Source organism: Pseudomonas sp. GD04015 (genome assembly GCF_029837675.1).
GTDB classification, from domain to species: Bacteria; Pseudomonadota; Gammaproteobacteria; order Pseudomonadales; family Pseudomonadaceae; genus Aquipseudomonas; species Aquipseudomonas paralcaligenes.
Window position 1 is genome coordinate 1 of sequence record NZ_JAOEEE010000018.1, and the last position, 13,748, is coordinate 13,748.

Here is a 13,748-nt window from a genome sequence, read left to right on the forward strand (position 1 = left end):
CCGAGTAGCGTTTCTCGATGAAGGCCTTCACTTCCGGGCTGGTCAGCGCCGCGGAGAGCTTGCGGATGGCGTCGCTGTCCTGGTTGTCCGGGCGCGACACCAGGTAGTTGACGTAGGGCGAGTCGCTGCCCTCGATCACCAGCGCGTCCTTGCCGGGGTTCAGCTTGGCTTCCAGGGCGTAGTTGGTGTTGATCAGCGCCAGGTCGACCTGGTCCAGCACCCGCGGCAGGATGGCCGCCTCCAGCTCCCGGAACTTGAACCCGTGCGGGTTCTCGGCGATGTCCTTGGGCGTGGCCAGGGCGTTGTTCGGGTCCTTGAGCACGATCAGGCCGGCCTTCTGCAGCAGGAGCAGGGCGCGGCCGCTGTTGCTACCCTCGTTGGGCAGAGCGATGGTCGCGCCGTCCGGCAGGTCCTTGAGCGACTTGTACTTCAGCGAGTAGCCGCCGAAGGGCTCGACGTGCACGCCCTTGACGATCACCAGGTTGGTGCCGCGGTCCTTGTTGAAGGTGTCCAGGTAGGGCTTGGTCTGGAAGTAGTTGGCGTCCAGCTGCTTCTGGCTCACCTGCAGGTTGGGCTGCACGTAGTCGGTGAACACCTTGACGTCCAGATCGACGCCCTCCCGGGCCAGCTGCGGTTTCACCAGTTCGAGGATTTCCGCGTGGGGCACCGGGGTGGCGGCCACGCTCAGCTTCTCGCCGGCATGGGCCAGGGTGGCGGAAAGGGCGGCCGCCAGGGCGGTCAACAGCAGGGTCTTGTTCATGTCCGTTCGTCTCGCTCGATACGCCGCGGCTGGATCGTCAGCCCGCGGCAGAAGGGGTTGTGGTCCGTGGGTAGGCGGGTAGCGAGACGGTACGGATTTTCTTTTATTCCATAAAATAATGTTTTCTTATTTTTATATATCCAAAATCAAAAATCAGGCGCGACGCAGCTCGCCGTCGCTCATCTGCGCGCGGGCGGCGCGCAGGTCCTGGGCGTCCTGATTGAGCAGGTGCACCACGTTGAGCAGCTGCTGGCGCAGCAGCTGGTCGCCGGTGCGCTCGGCGGCCCGCATCACGGCCAGCGCGGCGTCCTCGTTGTGGCTGGCCACCAGGTCGAGGGTCTTGCGGATCGATCGTGTCACACGCATGGAAAACAGCTCTTGCCGATGAACGAGCAGGCACCCTACTCCGCCCTCGTTGCCTTTTTGTTGCAGCCGCCCGGTGCGCCGACGGAAGACCTTTGCCAATCGTTACATGGGAGTCATTCGGACCGCGATGCGGTCACGAAGACACCCGGTCGAAACGACAGCATCACCACAAGACACTGATTGGAAAGGAAAATCTCGCTGGCACGAAAAGTGATCCGCATGGACAACTTTTCCAGAAATCCATCGGTGATCCCCATGCTCTTCGTCAGCGCCAGCCGCCATCGCACCCTCGAAGCCGAACACGACGCCCTGCGCGAACACCTCGCCGCCTGCGAGCGGGAAGCCGACGCGCTGCGCGAGGAACTGCGCCAGTGCCGCCAGGACACCCGCCTGCAGACGGACCTGGCCTTCTACCAGGGCCTGGCCGAGAACCTGCTGAAGTTCGGCCACTCCATCCACCACGTCGGCGAGTCGTTCGGCTACCTCAACGCCCGCCTCGACGAGAACAACCGGCGCGCCCAGGACGTCGCCGGCGCGGCGATCCAGAACAAGCTCAAGTTCGGCCACCTGCAGGAGGAATCGCAGCGCATGGAGAACGGCCTGGCCAGCCTCGAACGGCGCATCTCGGAACTGGTGGCGCGGGCCGGCGAGATCGACCGCATCGTCGGCCTGATCGGCAGCATCGCCAGCCAGACCAACCTGCTGGCGCTCAACGCGGCCATCGAGGCGGCGCGCGCCGGCGAATCCGGCCGCGGCTTCGCGGTGGTCGCCGGCGAGATCCGCGACCTGGCGGAGAAGACCGCCAGCGCTACTCAGGACATCGTCCGCGAGACGGCCGACATCCAGAACGTCATCCACGCCGCCCAGCAGGAAATCCGCGACCACGCCGGCAGCGCCAACCGTTTCCACGCCATGACCACCGAGGCCAGCGCCGCCATGCTCGACGTCCACGGCCAGGCCCAGCGCATGCACCGGGAGATCGGCCAGTCGTTCTTCCGCGCCGGCATCGAACTGGCCAACCTGGCCGAGCTGTCGCTCAAGGCCTCGGTGTACGAGGCCATCCTCCACGGCGGCGACGCCGGGCTGCCGAGCGAGGAGCAATGCCCGTTCGGCCGCTGGTACTACGGCGACGGCCACGAGGCGCTGCGCGGCAGCCGCGAGTTCCGCCTGATCGAGCGGCCGCACCAGCAGGTCCACCAGTGCGGCGCCGAGGCCATCGCGGCCTTCGCCGAGCGCCGCCTGGAGGTGACCCTGGAACGCCTCGCCACCATGGAGGCGGCCAACGTCGAGGTGATGCGCATCGTCGGCCGGGTACTCGCCGAGCACGACAAGGGCCTGGCGGCACCCGCCGTGGAGCGGCCGCGGCTGCGCGCGGTGTGAGCGGCGCGGGTGTCAGGCGCTGAGCATCTCGATCTCGCGGATCTCGAAGTCGCGGCGCAGGTACTCCATGCGCCGGGCGTGGAAATCGCGCATGTGCGGCTGGTCGCTGTGTACCACCAGGTGCGCCTTCGAGGCCCAGACCTCGAAGAAGATGAACAGGGTCGGGTCCTCGGCATCGCGCAGCATGTGGTACTGCAGGCAGCCCGACTCGGCCCGGCTGCTCTCGACGTGGGCGCGGAACAGCCGCTCGAAGGCCTCGGCCCGCTCGGGCCGGGTGTGGGCGTGGAGGATGAAGCCGTACATGGATGAACTCCGTTGCGGGAAAGGCCCACACCCTAGCGCAACAGAAACCAATTCATTCATGACTTTTCGGCAATGATCATTTGCCCGCCGGCGACTGTTTCCGGCGGGCGCGAGTGCCTACTCTGCAGCCCATTCCCGATGCCCGGAGGCTTCCATGAAAAAGATCCTGCTCCTCAACGGCGGCAAGCGCTTCGCCCATTCCGACGGCCGCTACAACGCCACCCTGCACCAGACCGCCCTGGCCTTCCTCGACCGCGCCGGCCACGACGTGAAGACCACCGAGATCGACGCCGGCTACGACGTGGCGGAAGAGGTGCAGAAGATCCTCTGGGCCGACCTGGTGATCTACCAGATGCCCGGCTGGTGGATGGGCGCGCCGTGGATCGTCAAGCAGTACCTCGACGAGGTGTTCACCGCCGGCCACGGCAGCCTCTACGCCAACGACGGCCGCACCCGCTCCGACGCCTCGCAGAAGTACGGCAGCGGCGGCCTGATCCACGGCAAGCGCTACATGCTGTCGCTGACCTGGAACGCCCCGCAGCAGGCCTTCGACGACCCCACCGACTTCTTCGAGGCCAAGGGCGTGGACGCGGTGTACTTCCCCTTCCACAAGGCCAACCAGTTCCTCGGCATGAGCGCCCTGCCCACCTTCCTCTGCACCGACGTGATGAAGATGCCAAACATCGAACGCGATGTGGCGCGCTACGAGCGGCACCTGGGCGAGGTGCTGCAGGCGCTCTAGGGTCTGTACGAAAAGTCGTCGAGCGAAGGTCAGGCGAGGCAAAAACGGGTGAGGAAGCGGAGTTTACGAACCCGTTTTTAACGAAGCATCACCGAGCGCAGGCACTTTTCGTACAGAGCCCAGGGGCTCAGGGCGAGCCGAACAGCGCCGTCCAGTAGATGCCCGCGTCGCTCTTCGGGTCCACCGCGTAGGCGGCGCCCATCTCGCTGAACTCGGTGCTCATCAGGTTGGCGCAATGGCCGGGGCTGGCCAGCCAGCCCTCCACCACCTTGGCCGAGGCGTCCAGGCCGGCGGCGATGTTCTCGCCGATGCGCTGGCCGCTGTAGCCGGCCAGCTCCGCCCGGTCGCCCGGAGTGCGGCCCTCGCGGTCGCGGTGGTCGAAGAAGTTGCCGTTGGCCATGGCCCGGCTGTGGGATTCGGCGGTGCCCGCCAGGGTGGCGTTCCAGGCCAGCGGCGCGGCGGCCGGCACGGGCTGGTCGCCGCAGTTGCGCGCCTGGCTGCGGGCCAGGTTGACCTGCTCCAGCAGCTTGTGGCCCTCGGCCTGCCAGTCGCCCAGGCGGCCGCCGAGCAGCGGCCGCGCCAGGACGATGCGCCAGTCGCGGTCCTGGCGGCTGACGCCCACGTCCACGTACTGCGGGTCGAGCACCACCCGGCAGAAGCTCTCGCGCAGGGCCTGCATGGCCGAGGCGGCGTCGCGCGGGCCGGACAGCGTGATCGCCTGCACGTTGACCATCGGGTAGCCGGCACGCGCCAGGGAGTCCTGCAGGTCCGCGCTGCCGGTGGCCGGCAGCACCAGGCGGATGTCCGCGGTCAGCGGCGGCAGCTCGGGCGAGGCCTGGTCCGCACAGCGCTGCGCCTGGCTTCGGTAGCTGTTGATCGCCTCGATCAGCCTGGCCTCGTCGACCGCGTGCGCCGCCGAGGCGGCGAGCAGCCCGAGCGACAGGGTGGCGAGACGCAGAACGGGTGACATGACGCGCATGGGAATCTCCATCGTCCAGATGCCGCCCATCATGCGCGATTAGGCCGCCGACATGAAAGGCGGGCTTGCCGCGCCGATGCCCCGGGGCTACCGTCGGCGCCTCATTTGCCGCAGGGATCGCCGCCATGACCGACTCGCTCGACCTCAACCGCAGCAACTGGGACGAGCGCGCCAGCCTGCACGCCGCGTCGCCGGACTACCAGGTGGAAACCTTCGTCGCCGACCCGGCGCACCTGTCCGCCGTGGTGCGCTTCGACCTGCCTCGATTGAGGCCACGATCTTTAAGGTGACCTCTCTACTACGCGCTTTCCTCGACGCACATTCGCGCCAACGGCTGGCTTTCTACATAATCGCCCCCGCCGGCTGCGCCGCGACGGCGAAGCCAATTACGCATGGATGGATACATGGCTGTAGTAAGAACGTTGAGGGCTGCCGCACTGATGTGTGCACTCGCGGTTACCGTAGGCTGCGCGACTAGCCGCTCTGAGATCGATATCGGAGTACCCGTGGCGCAAGCTGGCCAAGTGGCCAGCAGCAACGGGAAGCGCGTTTCGATCACCGCGGTGGATGAACGGAAATTTGAGCTCAAGCCCAAGGAGGCGGATATCCCGTCGCTGAAGAATGGCGAGATCAATGACTCGTCAATTACGCAGCGCGCAGTCGCTCGTAAGCGCAATGGCTACGGGATGGGCTTGGGAGATGTGTTGCTTCCATCCGGGCGGAAGGTATCCGAGTTGATCAGGGATGCTGTAGCCGAAGCCTACACGCAAGCCGGTTATGAGGTAGTGACTGACGCGGCAACCCCTGGCGCCTCTAAGGTGAAAGTGCGTGTTGTAGAGTTCTGGTCGTGGATGCGTCCAAGCGCGTTGTCAATCTTGGTGAACAACAAGTCGAAGCTGCTGATCGAGACTGATGGCGGTGTGGCAACTGAAGTGACTACCCTCAAAACCGAATCCCGGCAGATGGTGACTGAGGGCGCATGGAAGCAAATCACTGAAGCCGGACTTCAGGAGATCATCAGAGAAACCCGTAACGGGTTGTGATGAACCTGTCGGGAGGCCAGATCTAGCGGTTTGGCTTCCCGACCTGAACTGAAGTTGAGTAGTGATTGCAGTAGGCGCTCACGGCACACTCCTAGGCGCTTTCACGTCGACGATCCGTCCGATGACATCCCACTCGTCATCCATTTCGACCTGGCGGAAGTCTTTGTTCAGCGGTACTAGGTACTCGCGCCTGCCATCGTAGATGTACTGCTTGAAGGTGGTTTCACCGTCACGCTGCTTGGCGATGCAGAACTTGCCGCTGACCCACTCAAAACCATCCGGCCGGATCAAGATCGGCGCGCCCTCGGTGAGGACGGCGAGTGGCGACTGCTGCGCGAACGCTGGCGCCTGCCCCTCAGCTACACCCTGCAGGCGGTCAGACGTAGATGCTGATGCCGCCCTTCTCCTGCAACCAGTCGCGATAGGTGGCCAGCGAATCGGTGGTCTTGTCGCCGTTGCTGCCGGCGAAGGCCTTGCTGTCGCCCAGGCCGGCGTCGATCAGCTTCTCCACCTGCACCAGCAGCTTGGCGGCGTCCTCCCGGTCCAGGGCGGAGACGTCGGGCAGCTCGATCTTGCCGCTGCCGCCGCTCAGGCCGGAGCCGAGCGAGACGCGGTCGCTGGCCAGCGGCTGGCTGTTGGTAGCGCCGCTGGACAGCGCCCGCAGCAGGCCGCCTTCGCTGCGGGCGACCATCTGCCGGGCCAGGCTGCGCAGCTCGGCGATGGGGTCGCGGGCGGTCTCGGCCGGCTTTTCCTGGCTGGCGGCGGAGGTGGCAGCGGCGGTGTTCTTGTTCGCACTGGCCAGGTAGGTGGCCAGGGACGAGGTGTTGTTGATGGTGGTCATGGCGGCTCCCTGCGGGTGGCTTGCCCCCGTTCGTGTGCAGGATGCGGGCCAGGCGTCCGCAAGGCCCGTGGCTATGGGCCTGCGGCCCTTTCGCAGGGAGTCGCGACGGGAAAGGGCTTGCCGCCCCGGGCAAGCCCTTGCCGCCTTCAGCCGGGGTGGCCGTCCACCCGGGCGCTCCAGAACATCGCCGCGTAGTAGCGCAGGAACAGGGCGAAGGCCAGGCACCAGCCGGCCGCGGCCAGCCACAGGCCGTAGCTGCTGAAGCCGGCCAGCAGCACCCGCGACAGGGCCGCGCCGTGCAGCAGCGTGAAGGCCCAGGCCATGGCCCGGGGAGGCGTCAGCGGCCGCCCGGTGTGGCCGAGGCTGACCCGGGCCAGCATGGCCAGGATCAACCCGCCCATGGCGCCGACCGCCAGCGCGTGGCTGGCCAGGCTCGGCTGGCGCAGCAGCCCCAGGTGCCACAGGGCCATGCCCAGCGCCGCCACGGCCATCCAGGCATAGGCCAGGTGCAGCGACCAGAGCAGCGGCACCCGCCAGATGCCCGGGTGGTACCACAGCCACAGGCGCGCCACATGCAGGCCGGCCACCAGCAGGAACAGCGGCGCGGCCAGCGGGCGCGGCTGCTGGCCGGGGTCGAGGGCGAACAGCGCGGCGATGCCCAGCGAGCCGGCGAGCAGGCTCCACATCAGCCAGGGCTTGGCCGGCGCCTGGCTGTCCAGGCCCAGCCCGCGCTGGGTAAAGAAGGGAATCACCCGGCCGCCGATGATGCCCATCAGCGCCGCCACCAGCCACAGCGCGGCCAGCACGCCGCGCCGCTGCAGGCCGTCGTCGCCCGCCGCCAGGCCGTACAGGGTCAGCGCCTGGCAGGCGCCGAGCAGGGCCAGCACCACGACGATCGGCGCGTTGTGCTTCTGCCGCGCCTTGAGGATCATCCGGCCGAAGGCCAGCACCAGGGCCACGGCGAAGACCAGCTGGAGCAGCGCCAGCACCACCACCGGCAACGGCAGGAACCAGGCCAGGCGGCCCACCGCCCAGGCGCCGAACAGCGCCATCAGCGGCCGCCCGGAGAGGCTAGGCAGGCCGGTCCAGGTCTGCACGGCGGTGAGCAGGAAGCCGGCGATGATCGCCAGGCCGAAGCCGAACAGCATCTCGTGGCGGTGCCAGGCCAGCAGGCCGCCCAGCGGCTGCAGCGCGGGATGGCCCGCCAGCGCGGCGCCCCACAGGGCCACCGCGAGCAGGGCGAACAGCGCGCCGCCGAGGAAGAAGGGGCGGAACCCCAGGCGCCACAGGGGCGGTATGGACAGCGCGGCGCGACGGTCAAGCACTTGCACAGTTCGCCTCCCAGCCTTGTTTGCGCAGGTAGTGGTGGGCCAGCAGGCGCATTACGTAGCCGATCTTCAACAGGGTGGGGCCGATTATCACCCCGGCGTGGGCGGTCACCAAGGCGGGAATGCTCAACTGTCCTTCCATCCCGTAGGCGCCGACCACGCCGGCCAGCAGGATCGCCAGCCCGGCGAGCAGCATCCGGGTGGAGGTGCGCAGCACGTTGTGCGGGCAGTTGAAGAACTCGATCATGGCGGTGTCTCCCTTGAGCGAGGGCCGGAAAGCCCCTTTGCCTCTTCCGTATCAGAACTCATGCCAGGAATTTATTCCTTTTGAATCAGCCAGATACGAATAAATAGTCAAAAAGACACAAGCCAAGAAAGAGTCATACAGACAGCAACGAATCAAAATGACTACAACCAGCGCACAACTCCCGGACGGCAACATGCGGTAGGGTGCGCCATGCGCACCGGCTTCGCGAACGGACCGGCGGTGCGCGCGGCACACCCTACATCGGAACCACCCCATGCCCAGCCTGCCCACCCTCACCACCCGCCGCCTGATCCTGCGGCCGCTGGAGCTGGCCGACGCCCCGGCCATCCAGGCGCTGTTTCCGCAGTGGGAGATCGTCCGCTACCTGGCCAGCCGGGTGCCCTGGCCCTATCCCGAGGACGGCGCGCTGAGCTTCATGCGCGACGTGTCCCTGCCGGCCATGGCCGAGGGCCGCGAGTGGCACTGGAGCATCCGCCGGCAGGACGAGCCGGGGACACTGATCGGCGTCATCACGCTCAGCGACGAGCCGGACAACAACCGCGGCTTCTGGCTCGACCCGCGCTGGCAGCGCCGGGGCCTGATGCAGGAGGCCTGCGAGGCGGTGACCGGCTACTGGTTCGAGGTACTGCAGCGCCCCGTGCTGCGCGCGCCCAAGGCGGTGCCCAACCTGGCCTCGCGGCGCATCTCCGAGCGCGGCGGCATGCGCCTGGTGGAGGTGGTGGAAAAGGACTACGTCTCCGGCCGCCTGCCCTCCGAACTCTGGGAGATCACCCGCGAACAATGGCTGCGGCGAAAAACGCAGGGCGGGTGAAACCCGCGTGGTTTTTTATGGAAGGAACCCTGGCACGGCGGCGCGGACCAACCTCAGGTAGCCCTTTCCGGATACCCGCCATGGCCGACGATCCCGCCACCCCGGCACCCGCGCCGGAACCCGCGACCCCGGGCGAGGAACTGCCCGAGGCAGTCCGCGAGAACCTGGAGGAAGTGGCCCCGCTGCCGGCTCCGGTGCCCGAACCCGGCCCCCTGCTGCCGCGCTAGCCGCTGCGCCTGAGTGCTTCCTGCCGCTTCGCTAGATCGACCGGCGGTATGCCCGTTCGTCCCTGATCGCTTAAACCGTCACTGCCGACGCCGATAATCCGCTCGCGTGCCGAATCGCTGCCCCCGCGCAGCGGCCCCTCGCGAGCGGAGCCTCGTTGCCGCCTGGATTGCCCCTTCGCCGGGCGCTGTATCACCACTCCGGGATCGCCATGACCAAGTCGTTCTTCCTTCGCCACCGGCGCCTGTTCGGCGCCGCCGCCCTGTGCATCGCCCTGCTCGCCCTGACGCTCGCCTACTGGCAGTCGCGCACCCCCGCCACGCCGCCGGCCGGCGACGCCTCGGCCACGATGCTGGCCGAGCTGCGCCAGTCCACCGCGCCCTGGACCGCCCAGCGCCGCGACCTCTCCGCCCTGGTGCGCGACATGCGCGACGGCCGCATCGCCAGCGCCGCGCTGAGCGACGAGGCGGTCTACGTCACCACCCGCGAGGGCCAGCGCTACTGGCTGGCCGACCAGTCCGGGCGCATCGGCGAGATGATCCTGCGCGACTACGGCAGCGGCGCCATGCTGTTCCCGGTCAGCCTGTTCGACACCGACGGCGAGGCGCCCTGGTACCGCGAGCTGAAGGGCCAGTGGCCGCTGCTGCTGATCCTGCTGCTCGGCATCGGCCTGGTGGTGTGGAAACTGCGCCCGCAGCAGGCGCTCAAGCACAACACCGGCGTGCGCTTCGCCGACGTGATCGGCGCCAGCGAGGCCAAGCTCGCCCTGCAGGACGTCACCACCTACCTGCGCGACCCGGCCGCCTTCGCCACCCTCGGCGCGCGGCCGCCCAAGGGCGTGCTACTGACCGGCGAGCCCGGCACCGGCAAGACCCAGCTGGCCAAGGCCCTGGCCGGCGAGTGCGGCGCGCACTTCATCCAGGTCACCGGCAGCGACTTCTCCTCGATGTACTTCGGCGTCGGCATCCACAAGGTCAAGTCGCTGTTCCGCACCGCGCGCAAACACGCGCCGTGCATCGTCTTCATCGACGAGATCGACGGCATCGGCCGGCGCGGCGAGCAGAGCCGTTCCAGCGACGCCGAGGCCAACCGCATCATCAACCAGTTCCTCACCGAGATGGACGGCTTCGCCGCCGACAGCGGCGTGCTGGTGCTGGCCGCCACCAACTTCCCCAACTCGCTGGACCCGGCCCTGCTGCGCGAAGGCCGCTTCGACCGCAACATCGCCGTCGGCCTGCCCGGCCTGGCCGAGCGCGAGCAGCTGTTCCGCCTCTACGTCGGCAAGGTCAAGGCCGCCGACGACCTCGACCACGCCCAGCTGGCGCGCAACAGCGTCGGCCTGACGCCGGCCGCCATCGCCTACATCGTCAACCACGCCGCCCTGCTCGCCGCCCGCGAACGGCACGCCGAGGTGAACATGCGCCACTGCGTCGACGCCCTGGAGACCTGCCGCATCGGCGAGCAGCCGACCGGCGTCAGCCCGCTGTCGGACGCCGAGCGCACGCGCATCGCCGTGCACGAGGCCGGCCACGCCATCGTCGCCGCCGCGCTCGGCTGCGGGCGGGTGGAGAAGGTCACCATCCTGCCGCGCGGCCAGGCCCTGGGCGTGACCCTGGTGACCCCGGTGGAAGACAAGCGCCTGCACCTGGAATCCGAGCTGCGCGCGCGCATCCAGATGCTGCTGGCCGGCCGCGGCGCCGAGCGCCTGCACTTCGCCGAGGTGTCGTCCGGCGCCGGCCAGGACCTGCACGAGGCCAGCCGGCTGGCGCTGTCCATGGTCGCCTCGCTGGGCATGGCGCCCAGCGGCTCGCTGCTCAGCCTGCAGGCGGTGCGCGACGCCCACCTGGACAGCGACCCGCGCGAGGCGCTGGCCGAGGCCGACCGCCTGCTGCAGGAGCTGGACCGCGACTGCCTGGCCCTGCTGCAGCGCCTGCGCCCCGCCCTGCAGGACATCACCCGGCGCCTGCTGGAAGAGGAAACGGTGGCCGGCGAGGCTGTCACCGAAGCCGTCCGCGCCCTGCTGGGGGAGCCGCGCCACGCCGACCTGCCCGTCCGCCCCTGCCACCTGGAACGGGTGGCAGCCAGCCCGGTGAACGGCTTCGACCCGTACTTCGACCTGGACGTGGAAGAGCCGCAGGAGGCCGGCCCGGGCATGGCCTGAGCCACGGGATTGCGCTAGTCTCGCGCTCCTTCGCAAGGCCTGTCACCGGTAGGGTGCGCCTCGCGCACCGGTGTGCGCGGCACACCCTACTGGCGACAGGCCCCTCTAGAACGTTTCACAACGGAGATAATCCCCATGGCCCGAGCCACCGCACGCCACATCCTGGTTTCCAGCGAAGACAAGTGCAACGAACTGAAAGCCGCCATCCAGGGCGGCGCCGACTTCGCCCAGCTGGCCAAGGAGAACTCCTCCTGCCCGTCCAGCCGCGACGGCGGCAACCTGGGCAGCTTCGGCCCCGGCCAGATGGTCCGCGAGTTCGACCAGGTGGTGTTCAGCGCCCCGGTCGGCGAAGTCCAGGGCCCGGTCAAGACCCAGTTCGGCTACCACCTGGTGGAAGTCACCAGCCGCCAGGACTGACGCCTGCCGCCCGTTCCGACCGGAACGGGCAAATTAGGTGGAGCGTTCCGCCGCCCGGCGGGGTCTTCAGTTCATGAAGCCCGTCCGGAGGAACCTCCCCATGCCTGCCCGCCTGCCCCTGCTGCTCGCCCTTCTGCTTACCACCGGCGCCCACGCCGCCGAACCGCTCGACAGCGCCGGCCGTATCGCCGACGACCGCTTCAACAACGTGCTGGCCGGCGACTGGCGCTCGCCCGAGAACCGCCTGCTCGACCCCGGCCGCCGGCCGGTGGAAACCCTGCGCTTCTTCGACCTGACCCACAGCCAGACGGTGATCGAGATCAACCCCGGCGACGGCTGGTACAGCGAGATCATCGCCCCTCTGGTGCGTGACGAGGGCCAGTACGTCGCCGCCCTGGCCAAGGGCGCCGACGACCCGCTGCGGCGCAAGTTCGAACAGGACCCGGCGCGCTACGACAAGGTCAAGGTGCTCGACTTCGACCCGCAGCAACCGGTGCTCGGCAAGCCGCAGTCGGCCGACCTGGTGCTGAGCTTCGACGACGTGCAGGACTGGACCGCCGCCAAGGCCGACGGCGCCATGTTCGAGGCCGCCTACCAGGTGCTCAAGCCGGGCGGCAAGTTCGGCGTGGTGGCCTACCGCGCGGAACAGGGCGCCAAGCCCGAGGCCGCCGAGGAGACCGGCTACCTGCCCACCGACTACGTGGTGCAGAAGGCCAAGGACGCCGGCTTCGTGCTCGCCACCGTCGAGCAGATGCACAGCAACCCGCAGGACGCCCGCGATCGCCCGGCCGAGGAAGAAGGCCACGATCGCGCCGGCCACCAGGTGGTCGGCGAGCCGGACCGGATGACCGTGCTGTTCGTCAAACCGGCGGAGCCAGCGGGTGAAGAGCCTGCACAGACACGCTAGCCACACACCACACGCCGTCATTCCCGCGAAGGCGGGAATCCACATGCCGAGCACACTGGGTCCCCGCCTTCGCGGGGATGACGGTGCATTGGAATGTGCATGCGCATAGCCTGCTGTCCCGATCGACTGTCCGGCGCCATCCTGGCGCCGGACAACCCCTCACACGCGCCCGGAAAACCGGCACCGGCATGCCCCGACCCGGCGGCCGGATGACGATCACCGGGATCAGCCGTTAGAATCCGTCCCCTCAACTCGCCCCGCCCGCGCGGGGCTCCGTCACACGCAACCCGCGAGAACACCGCCATGGGCGCACAGTGGAAAGCCAAACCTAAAGAAGCCGCAGCCAACGCCAGGGGCAAGATCTTCGGCCGCCTGGTCAAGGAGATCATGGTCGCCGCGCGCGGTGGTGCCGACCCGGACACCAACGCCAAGCTGCGCGTCGCCGTGCATGCAGCCAAGAAGGCCTCGATGCCCAAGGACACCCTGGAACGGGCCATCAAGAAAGGCGCCGGCCTGCTCGGCGAGACCGTCAACTTCGAACGCACCACCTACGAAGGCTTCGCGCCGCACCAGGTGCCGCTGATCGTCGAATGCCTGACCGACAACGTGAACCGCACCGTCGCCGAAATCCGCGTGCTGTTCCGCAAGGGCCAGCTCGGCGCCTCCGGCTCGGTGAGCTGGGACTTCGACCACGTCGGCCTGATCGAGGCGAGCACCGACAGCGGCGCCGACCCGGAACTGGCCGCCATCGAGGCCGGCGCCCAGGACTTCGAGCCGGACGAGGAAGGCTCCACCCTGTTCATCACCGAACCGACCGACGTGGACGCCGTGTGCAAGGCCCTGCCGGAATTCGGCTTCACCGTGAGCTCGGCCAAGCTCGGCTACCGGCCGAAGAACCCAGTGACCAGCCTGACCCCGGAACAACTGGAAGAAGTCGAAGCCTTCCTCGAGGCCATCGACGGCCACGACGACGTGCAGAACGTCTACGTCGGCCTCTCCGGCTGATGAGCCGGGCCGCCTACCACCAGCAGCACGCCCAGCGCGCCGAGGCCGAGGCCCGGCGCCTGCTCGCCGGGCGCGAACAGCTCGGCGCGCGCTGGCTGGACCACGTGGCCGCCGAACTGTACCGCCTCTCCCCGCCCGAATACGCGGCCATGGTGCGCCGCGAACTGCAGCGCCTGAGCGCCGGCTGATCCGTTTCGCGACCTGCGCCACGC

General features: G+C 68.4%; 18 protein-coding genes and 1 pseudogene. 11 read left to right on the forward strand and 8 right to left on the reverse strand.

Features of this window, described 5'->3' with window-relative positions:
* Together N7640_RS15725 and N7640_RS15730 are read right to left on the reverse strand one after the other, a co-directional pair.
* A partial coding sequence (locus N7640_RS15725) for a MetQ/NlpA family ABC transporter substrate-binding protein (RefSeq protein WP_279906210.1) occupies positions 1-760 on the reverse strand: 760 nt, incomplete at its 3' end.
* Between the two features lie 153 nt (positions 761-913).
* Positions 914-1,126 carry a hypothetical protein gene (locus tag N7640_RS15730; protein ID WP_220813575.1) on the reverse strand — a complete coding sequence of 71 codons (213 nt, stop codon included), beginning with the start codon at positions 1,124-1,126 and terminating at the stop codon, positions 914-916.
* Between the two features lie 219 nt (positions 1,127-1,345).
* Between N7640_RS15730 and N7640_RS15735 the strand changes: the two genes are divergently transcribed.
* Positions 1,346-2,506, forward strand: coding sequence for a methyl-accepting chemotaxis protein (locus N7640_RS15735; protein ID WP_279905702.1), 1,161 nt, complete (start codon positions 1,346-1,348; stop codon positions 2,504-2,506).
* Between the two features lie 12 nt (positions 2,507-2,518).
* Here the strand turns inward: N7640_RS15735 and N7640_RS15740 are convergent, their stop codons facing one another.
* Positions 2,519-2,809, reverse strand: a complete 291-nt coding sequence (locus N7640_RS15740) for a putative quinol monooxygenase (protein ID WP_279905703.1) — start codon at positions 2,807-2,809, stop codon at positions 2,519-2,521.
* A gap of 154 nt (positions 2,810-2,963) precedes the next feature.
* Here N7640_RS15740 and N7640_RS15745 point away from each other — a divergent pair, with 154 nt between their 5' ends.
* Positions 2,964-3,551, forward strand: a complete 588-nt coding sequence (locus N7640_RS15745) for an NAD(P)H-dependent oxidoreductase (protein WP_220813577.1) — start codon at positions 2,964-2,966, stop codon at positions 3,549-3,551.
* A gap of 127 nt (positions 3,552-3,678) precedes the next feature.
* Here the strand turns inward: N7640_RS15745 and N7640_RS15750 are convergent, their stop codons facing one another.
* Positions 3,679-4,530 (reverse strand): CAP domain-containing protein, encoded by an 852-nt coding sequence (locus tag N7640_RS15750; protein WP_279905705.1) that lies wholly within the window; start codon positions 4,528-4,530, stop codon positions 3,679-3,681.
* Positions 4,531-4,655: 125 nt separating this feature from the next.
* Between N7640_RS15750 and N7640_RS15755 the strand changes: the two are divergent.
* Both N7640_RS15755 and N7640_RS15760 read left to right on the forward strand, forming a co-directional pair.
* A pseudogene (locus N7640_RS15755) lies at positions 4,656-4,799 on the forward strand (SAM-dependent methyltransferase); the annotation flags it as partial.
* Between the two features lie 135 nt (positions 4,800-4,934).
* Positions 4,935-5,573 carry a flagellar biosynthesis protein gene (locus tag N7640_RS15760; RefSeq protein WP_279905706.1) on the forward strand — a complete coding sequence of 213 codons (639 nt, stop codon included), beginning with the start codon at positions 4,935-4,937 and terminating at the stop codon, positions 5,571-5,573.
* Positions 5,574-5,651: 78 nt separating this feature from the next.
* Here the strand turns inward: N7640_RS15760 and N7640_RS15765 are convergent, their stop codons facing one another.
* The 4 genes from N7640_RS15765 to N7640_RS15780 all read right to left on the reverse strand — a co-directional run bounded on the left by N7640_RS15765 (position 5,652) and on the right by N7640_RS15780 (position 7,989).
* Entirely contained in the window at positions 5,652-6,011 is a 360-nt protein-coding gene (locus N7640_RS15765; RefSeq protein ID WP_347815597.1) for a S24 family peptidase, read from the reverse strand.
* A complete protein-coding gene (locus tag N7640_RS15770; RefSeq protein WP_279905707.1) occupies positions 5,950-6,414 on the reverse strand; it encodes a hypothetical protein in 465 nt (154 codons plus the stop codon). Before N7640_RS15770 ends, N7640_RS15765 begins: the two co-directional genes overlap by 62 nt.
* Before the next feature lie 146 nt (positions 6,415-6,560).
* Entirely contained in the window at positions 6,561-7,745 is a 1,185-nt protein-coding gene (locus tag N7640_RS15775; protein ID WP_279905708.1) for an NnrS family protein, read from the reverse strand.
* The gene (locus N7640_RS15780; RefSeq protein WP_279905709.1) at positions 7,732-7,989 is read right to left on the reverse strand and encodes a transmembrane sensor/regulator PpyR; all 258 of its coding nucleotides are present in this window, start codon (positions 7,987-7,989) and stop codon (positions 7,732-7,734) included. The genes N7640_RS15775 and N7640_RS15780 overlap by 14 nt, the downstream gene beginning before the upstream one ends.
* 274 nt (positions 7,990-8,263) lie before the next feature.
* Here N7640_RS15780 and N7640_RS15785 point away from each other — a divergent pair, with 274 nt between their 5' ends.
* The 7 genes from N7640_RS15785 to N7640_RS15815 all read left to right on the forward strand — a co-directional run bounded on the left by N7640_RS15785 (position 8,264) and on the right by N7640_RS15815 (position 13,724).
* A complete protein-coding gene (locus tag N7640_RS15785) occupies positions 8,264-8,821 on the forward strand; it encodes a GNAT family N-acetyltransferase (protein WP_279905711.1) in 558 nt (185 codons plus the stop codon).
* Between the two features lie 80 nt (positions 8,822-8,901).
* Complete coding sequence (locus N7640_RS15790; RefSeq protein WP_279905713.1) at positions 8,902-9,048, forward strand: hypothetical protein; 147 nt, start codon at positions 8,902-8,904, stop codon at positions 9,046-9,048.
* 209 nt (positions 9,049-9,257) lie between these two features.
* A complete protein-coding gene (locus tag N7640_RS15795) occupies positions 9,258-11,207 on the forward strand; it encodes an AAA family ATPase (RefSeq protein ID WP_279905714.1) in 1,950 nt (649 codons plus the stop codon).
* A gap of 135 nt (positions 11,208-11,342) precedes the next feature.
* Complete coding sequence (locus N7640_RS15800; protein WP_220813586.1) at positions 11,343-11,624, forward strand: peptidylprolyl isomerase; 282 nt, start codon at positions 11,343-11,345, stop codon at positions 11,622-11,624.
* A gap of 100 nt (positions 11,625-11,724) precedes the next feature.
* Positions 11,725-12,531, forward strand: coding sequence for a methyltransferase (locus N7640_RS15805; RefSeq protein WP_279905715.1), 807 nt, complete (start codon positions 11,725-11,727; stop codon positions 12,529-12,531).
* A gap of 303 nt (positions 12,532-12,834) precedes the next feature.
* Positions 12,835-13,536 (forward strand): YebC/PmpR family DNA-binding transcriptional regulator, encoded by a 702-nt coding sequence (locus tag N7640_RS15810; protein WP_279905717.1) that lies wholly within the window; start codon positions 12,835-12,837, stop codon positions 13,534-13,536.
* Positions 13,536-13,724: a hypothetical protein gene (locus N7640_RS15815; RefSeq protein WP_279905718.1), complete on the forward strand. Its 189-nt coding sequence runs from the start codon at positions 13,536-13,538 to the stop codon at positions 13,722-13,724. Before N7640_RS15810 ends, N7640_RS15815 begins: the two co-directional genes overlap by 1 nt.
* Positions 13,725-13,748: the final 24 nt, after the last annotated feature.

Bases quoted from the DNA above. Each gene is read 5' to 3' on its own strand.
- N7640_RS15730 (WP_220813575.1), bottom strand. From the start codon at position 1,126: ATGCGTGTGACACGATCGATCCGCAAGACCCTCGACCTGGTGGCCAGC.
- N7640_RS15735 (WP_279905702.1), top strand. From the start codon at position 1,346: ATGGACAACTTTTCCAGAAATCCATCGGTGATCCCCATGCTCTTCGTC.
- N7640_RS15740 (WP_279905703.1), bottom strand. From the start codon at position 2,809: ATGTACGGCTTCATCCTCCACGCCCACACCCGGCCCGAGCGGGCCGAG.
- N7640_RS15745 (WP_220813577.1), top strand. From the start codon at position 2,964: ATGAAAAAGATCCTGCTCCTCAACGGCGGCAAGCGCTTCGCCCATTCC.
- N7640_RS15750 (WP_279905705.1), bottom strand. From the start codon at position 4,530: ATGCGCGTCATGTCACCCGTTCTGCGTCTCGCCACCCTGTCGCTCGGG.
- N7640_RS15760 (WP_279905706.1), top strand. From the start codon at position 4,935: ATGGCTGTAGTAAGAACGTTGAGGGCTGCCGCACTGATGTGTGCACTC.
- N7640_RS15770 (WP_279905707.1), bottom strand. From the start codon at position 6,414: ATGACCACCATCAACAACACCTCGTCCCTGGCCACCTACCTGGCCAGT.
- N7640_RS15780 (WP_279905709.1), bottom strand. From the start codon at position 7,989: ATGATCGAGTTCTTCAACTGCCCGCACAACGTGCTGCGCACCTCCACC.
- N7640_RS15785 (WP_279905711.1), top strand. From the start codon at position 8,264: ATGCCCAGCCTGCCCACCCTCACCACCCGCCGCCTGATCCTGCGGCCG.
- N7640_RS15790 (WP_279905713.1), top strand. From the start codon at position 8,902: ATGGCCGACGATCCCGCCACCCCGGCACCCGCGCCGGAACCCGCGACC.
- N7640_RS15795 (WP_279905714.1), top strand. From the start codon at position 9,258: ATGACCAAGTCGTTCTTCCTTCGCCACCGGCGCCTGTTCGGCGCCGCC.
- N7640_RS15800 (WP_220813586.1), top strand. From the start codon at position 11,343: ATGGCCCGAGCCACCGCACGCCACATCCTGGTTTCCAGCGAAGACAAG.
- N7640_RS15805 (WP_279905715.1), top strand. From the start codon at position 11,725: ATGCCTGCCCGCCTGCCCCTGCTGCTCGCCCTTCTGCTTACCACCGGC.
- N7640_RS15810 (WP_279905717.1), top strand. From the start codon at position 12,835: ATGGGCGCACAGTGGAAAGCCAAACCTAAAGAAGCCGCAGCCAACGCC.
- N7640_RS15815 (WP_279905718.1), top strand. From the start codon at position 13,536: ATGAGCCGGGCCGCCTACCACCAGCAGCACGCCCAGCGCGCCGAGGCC.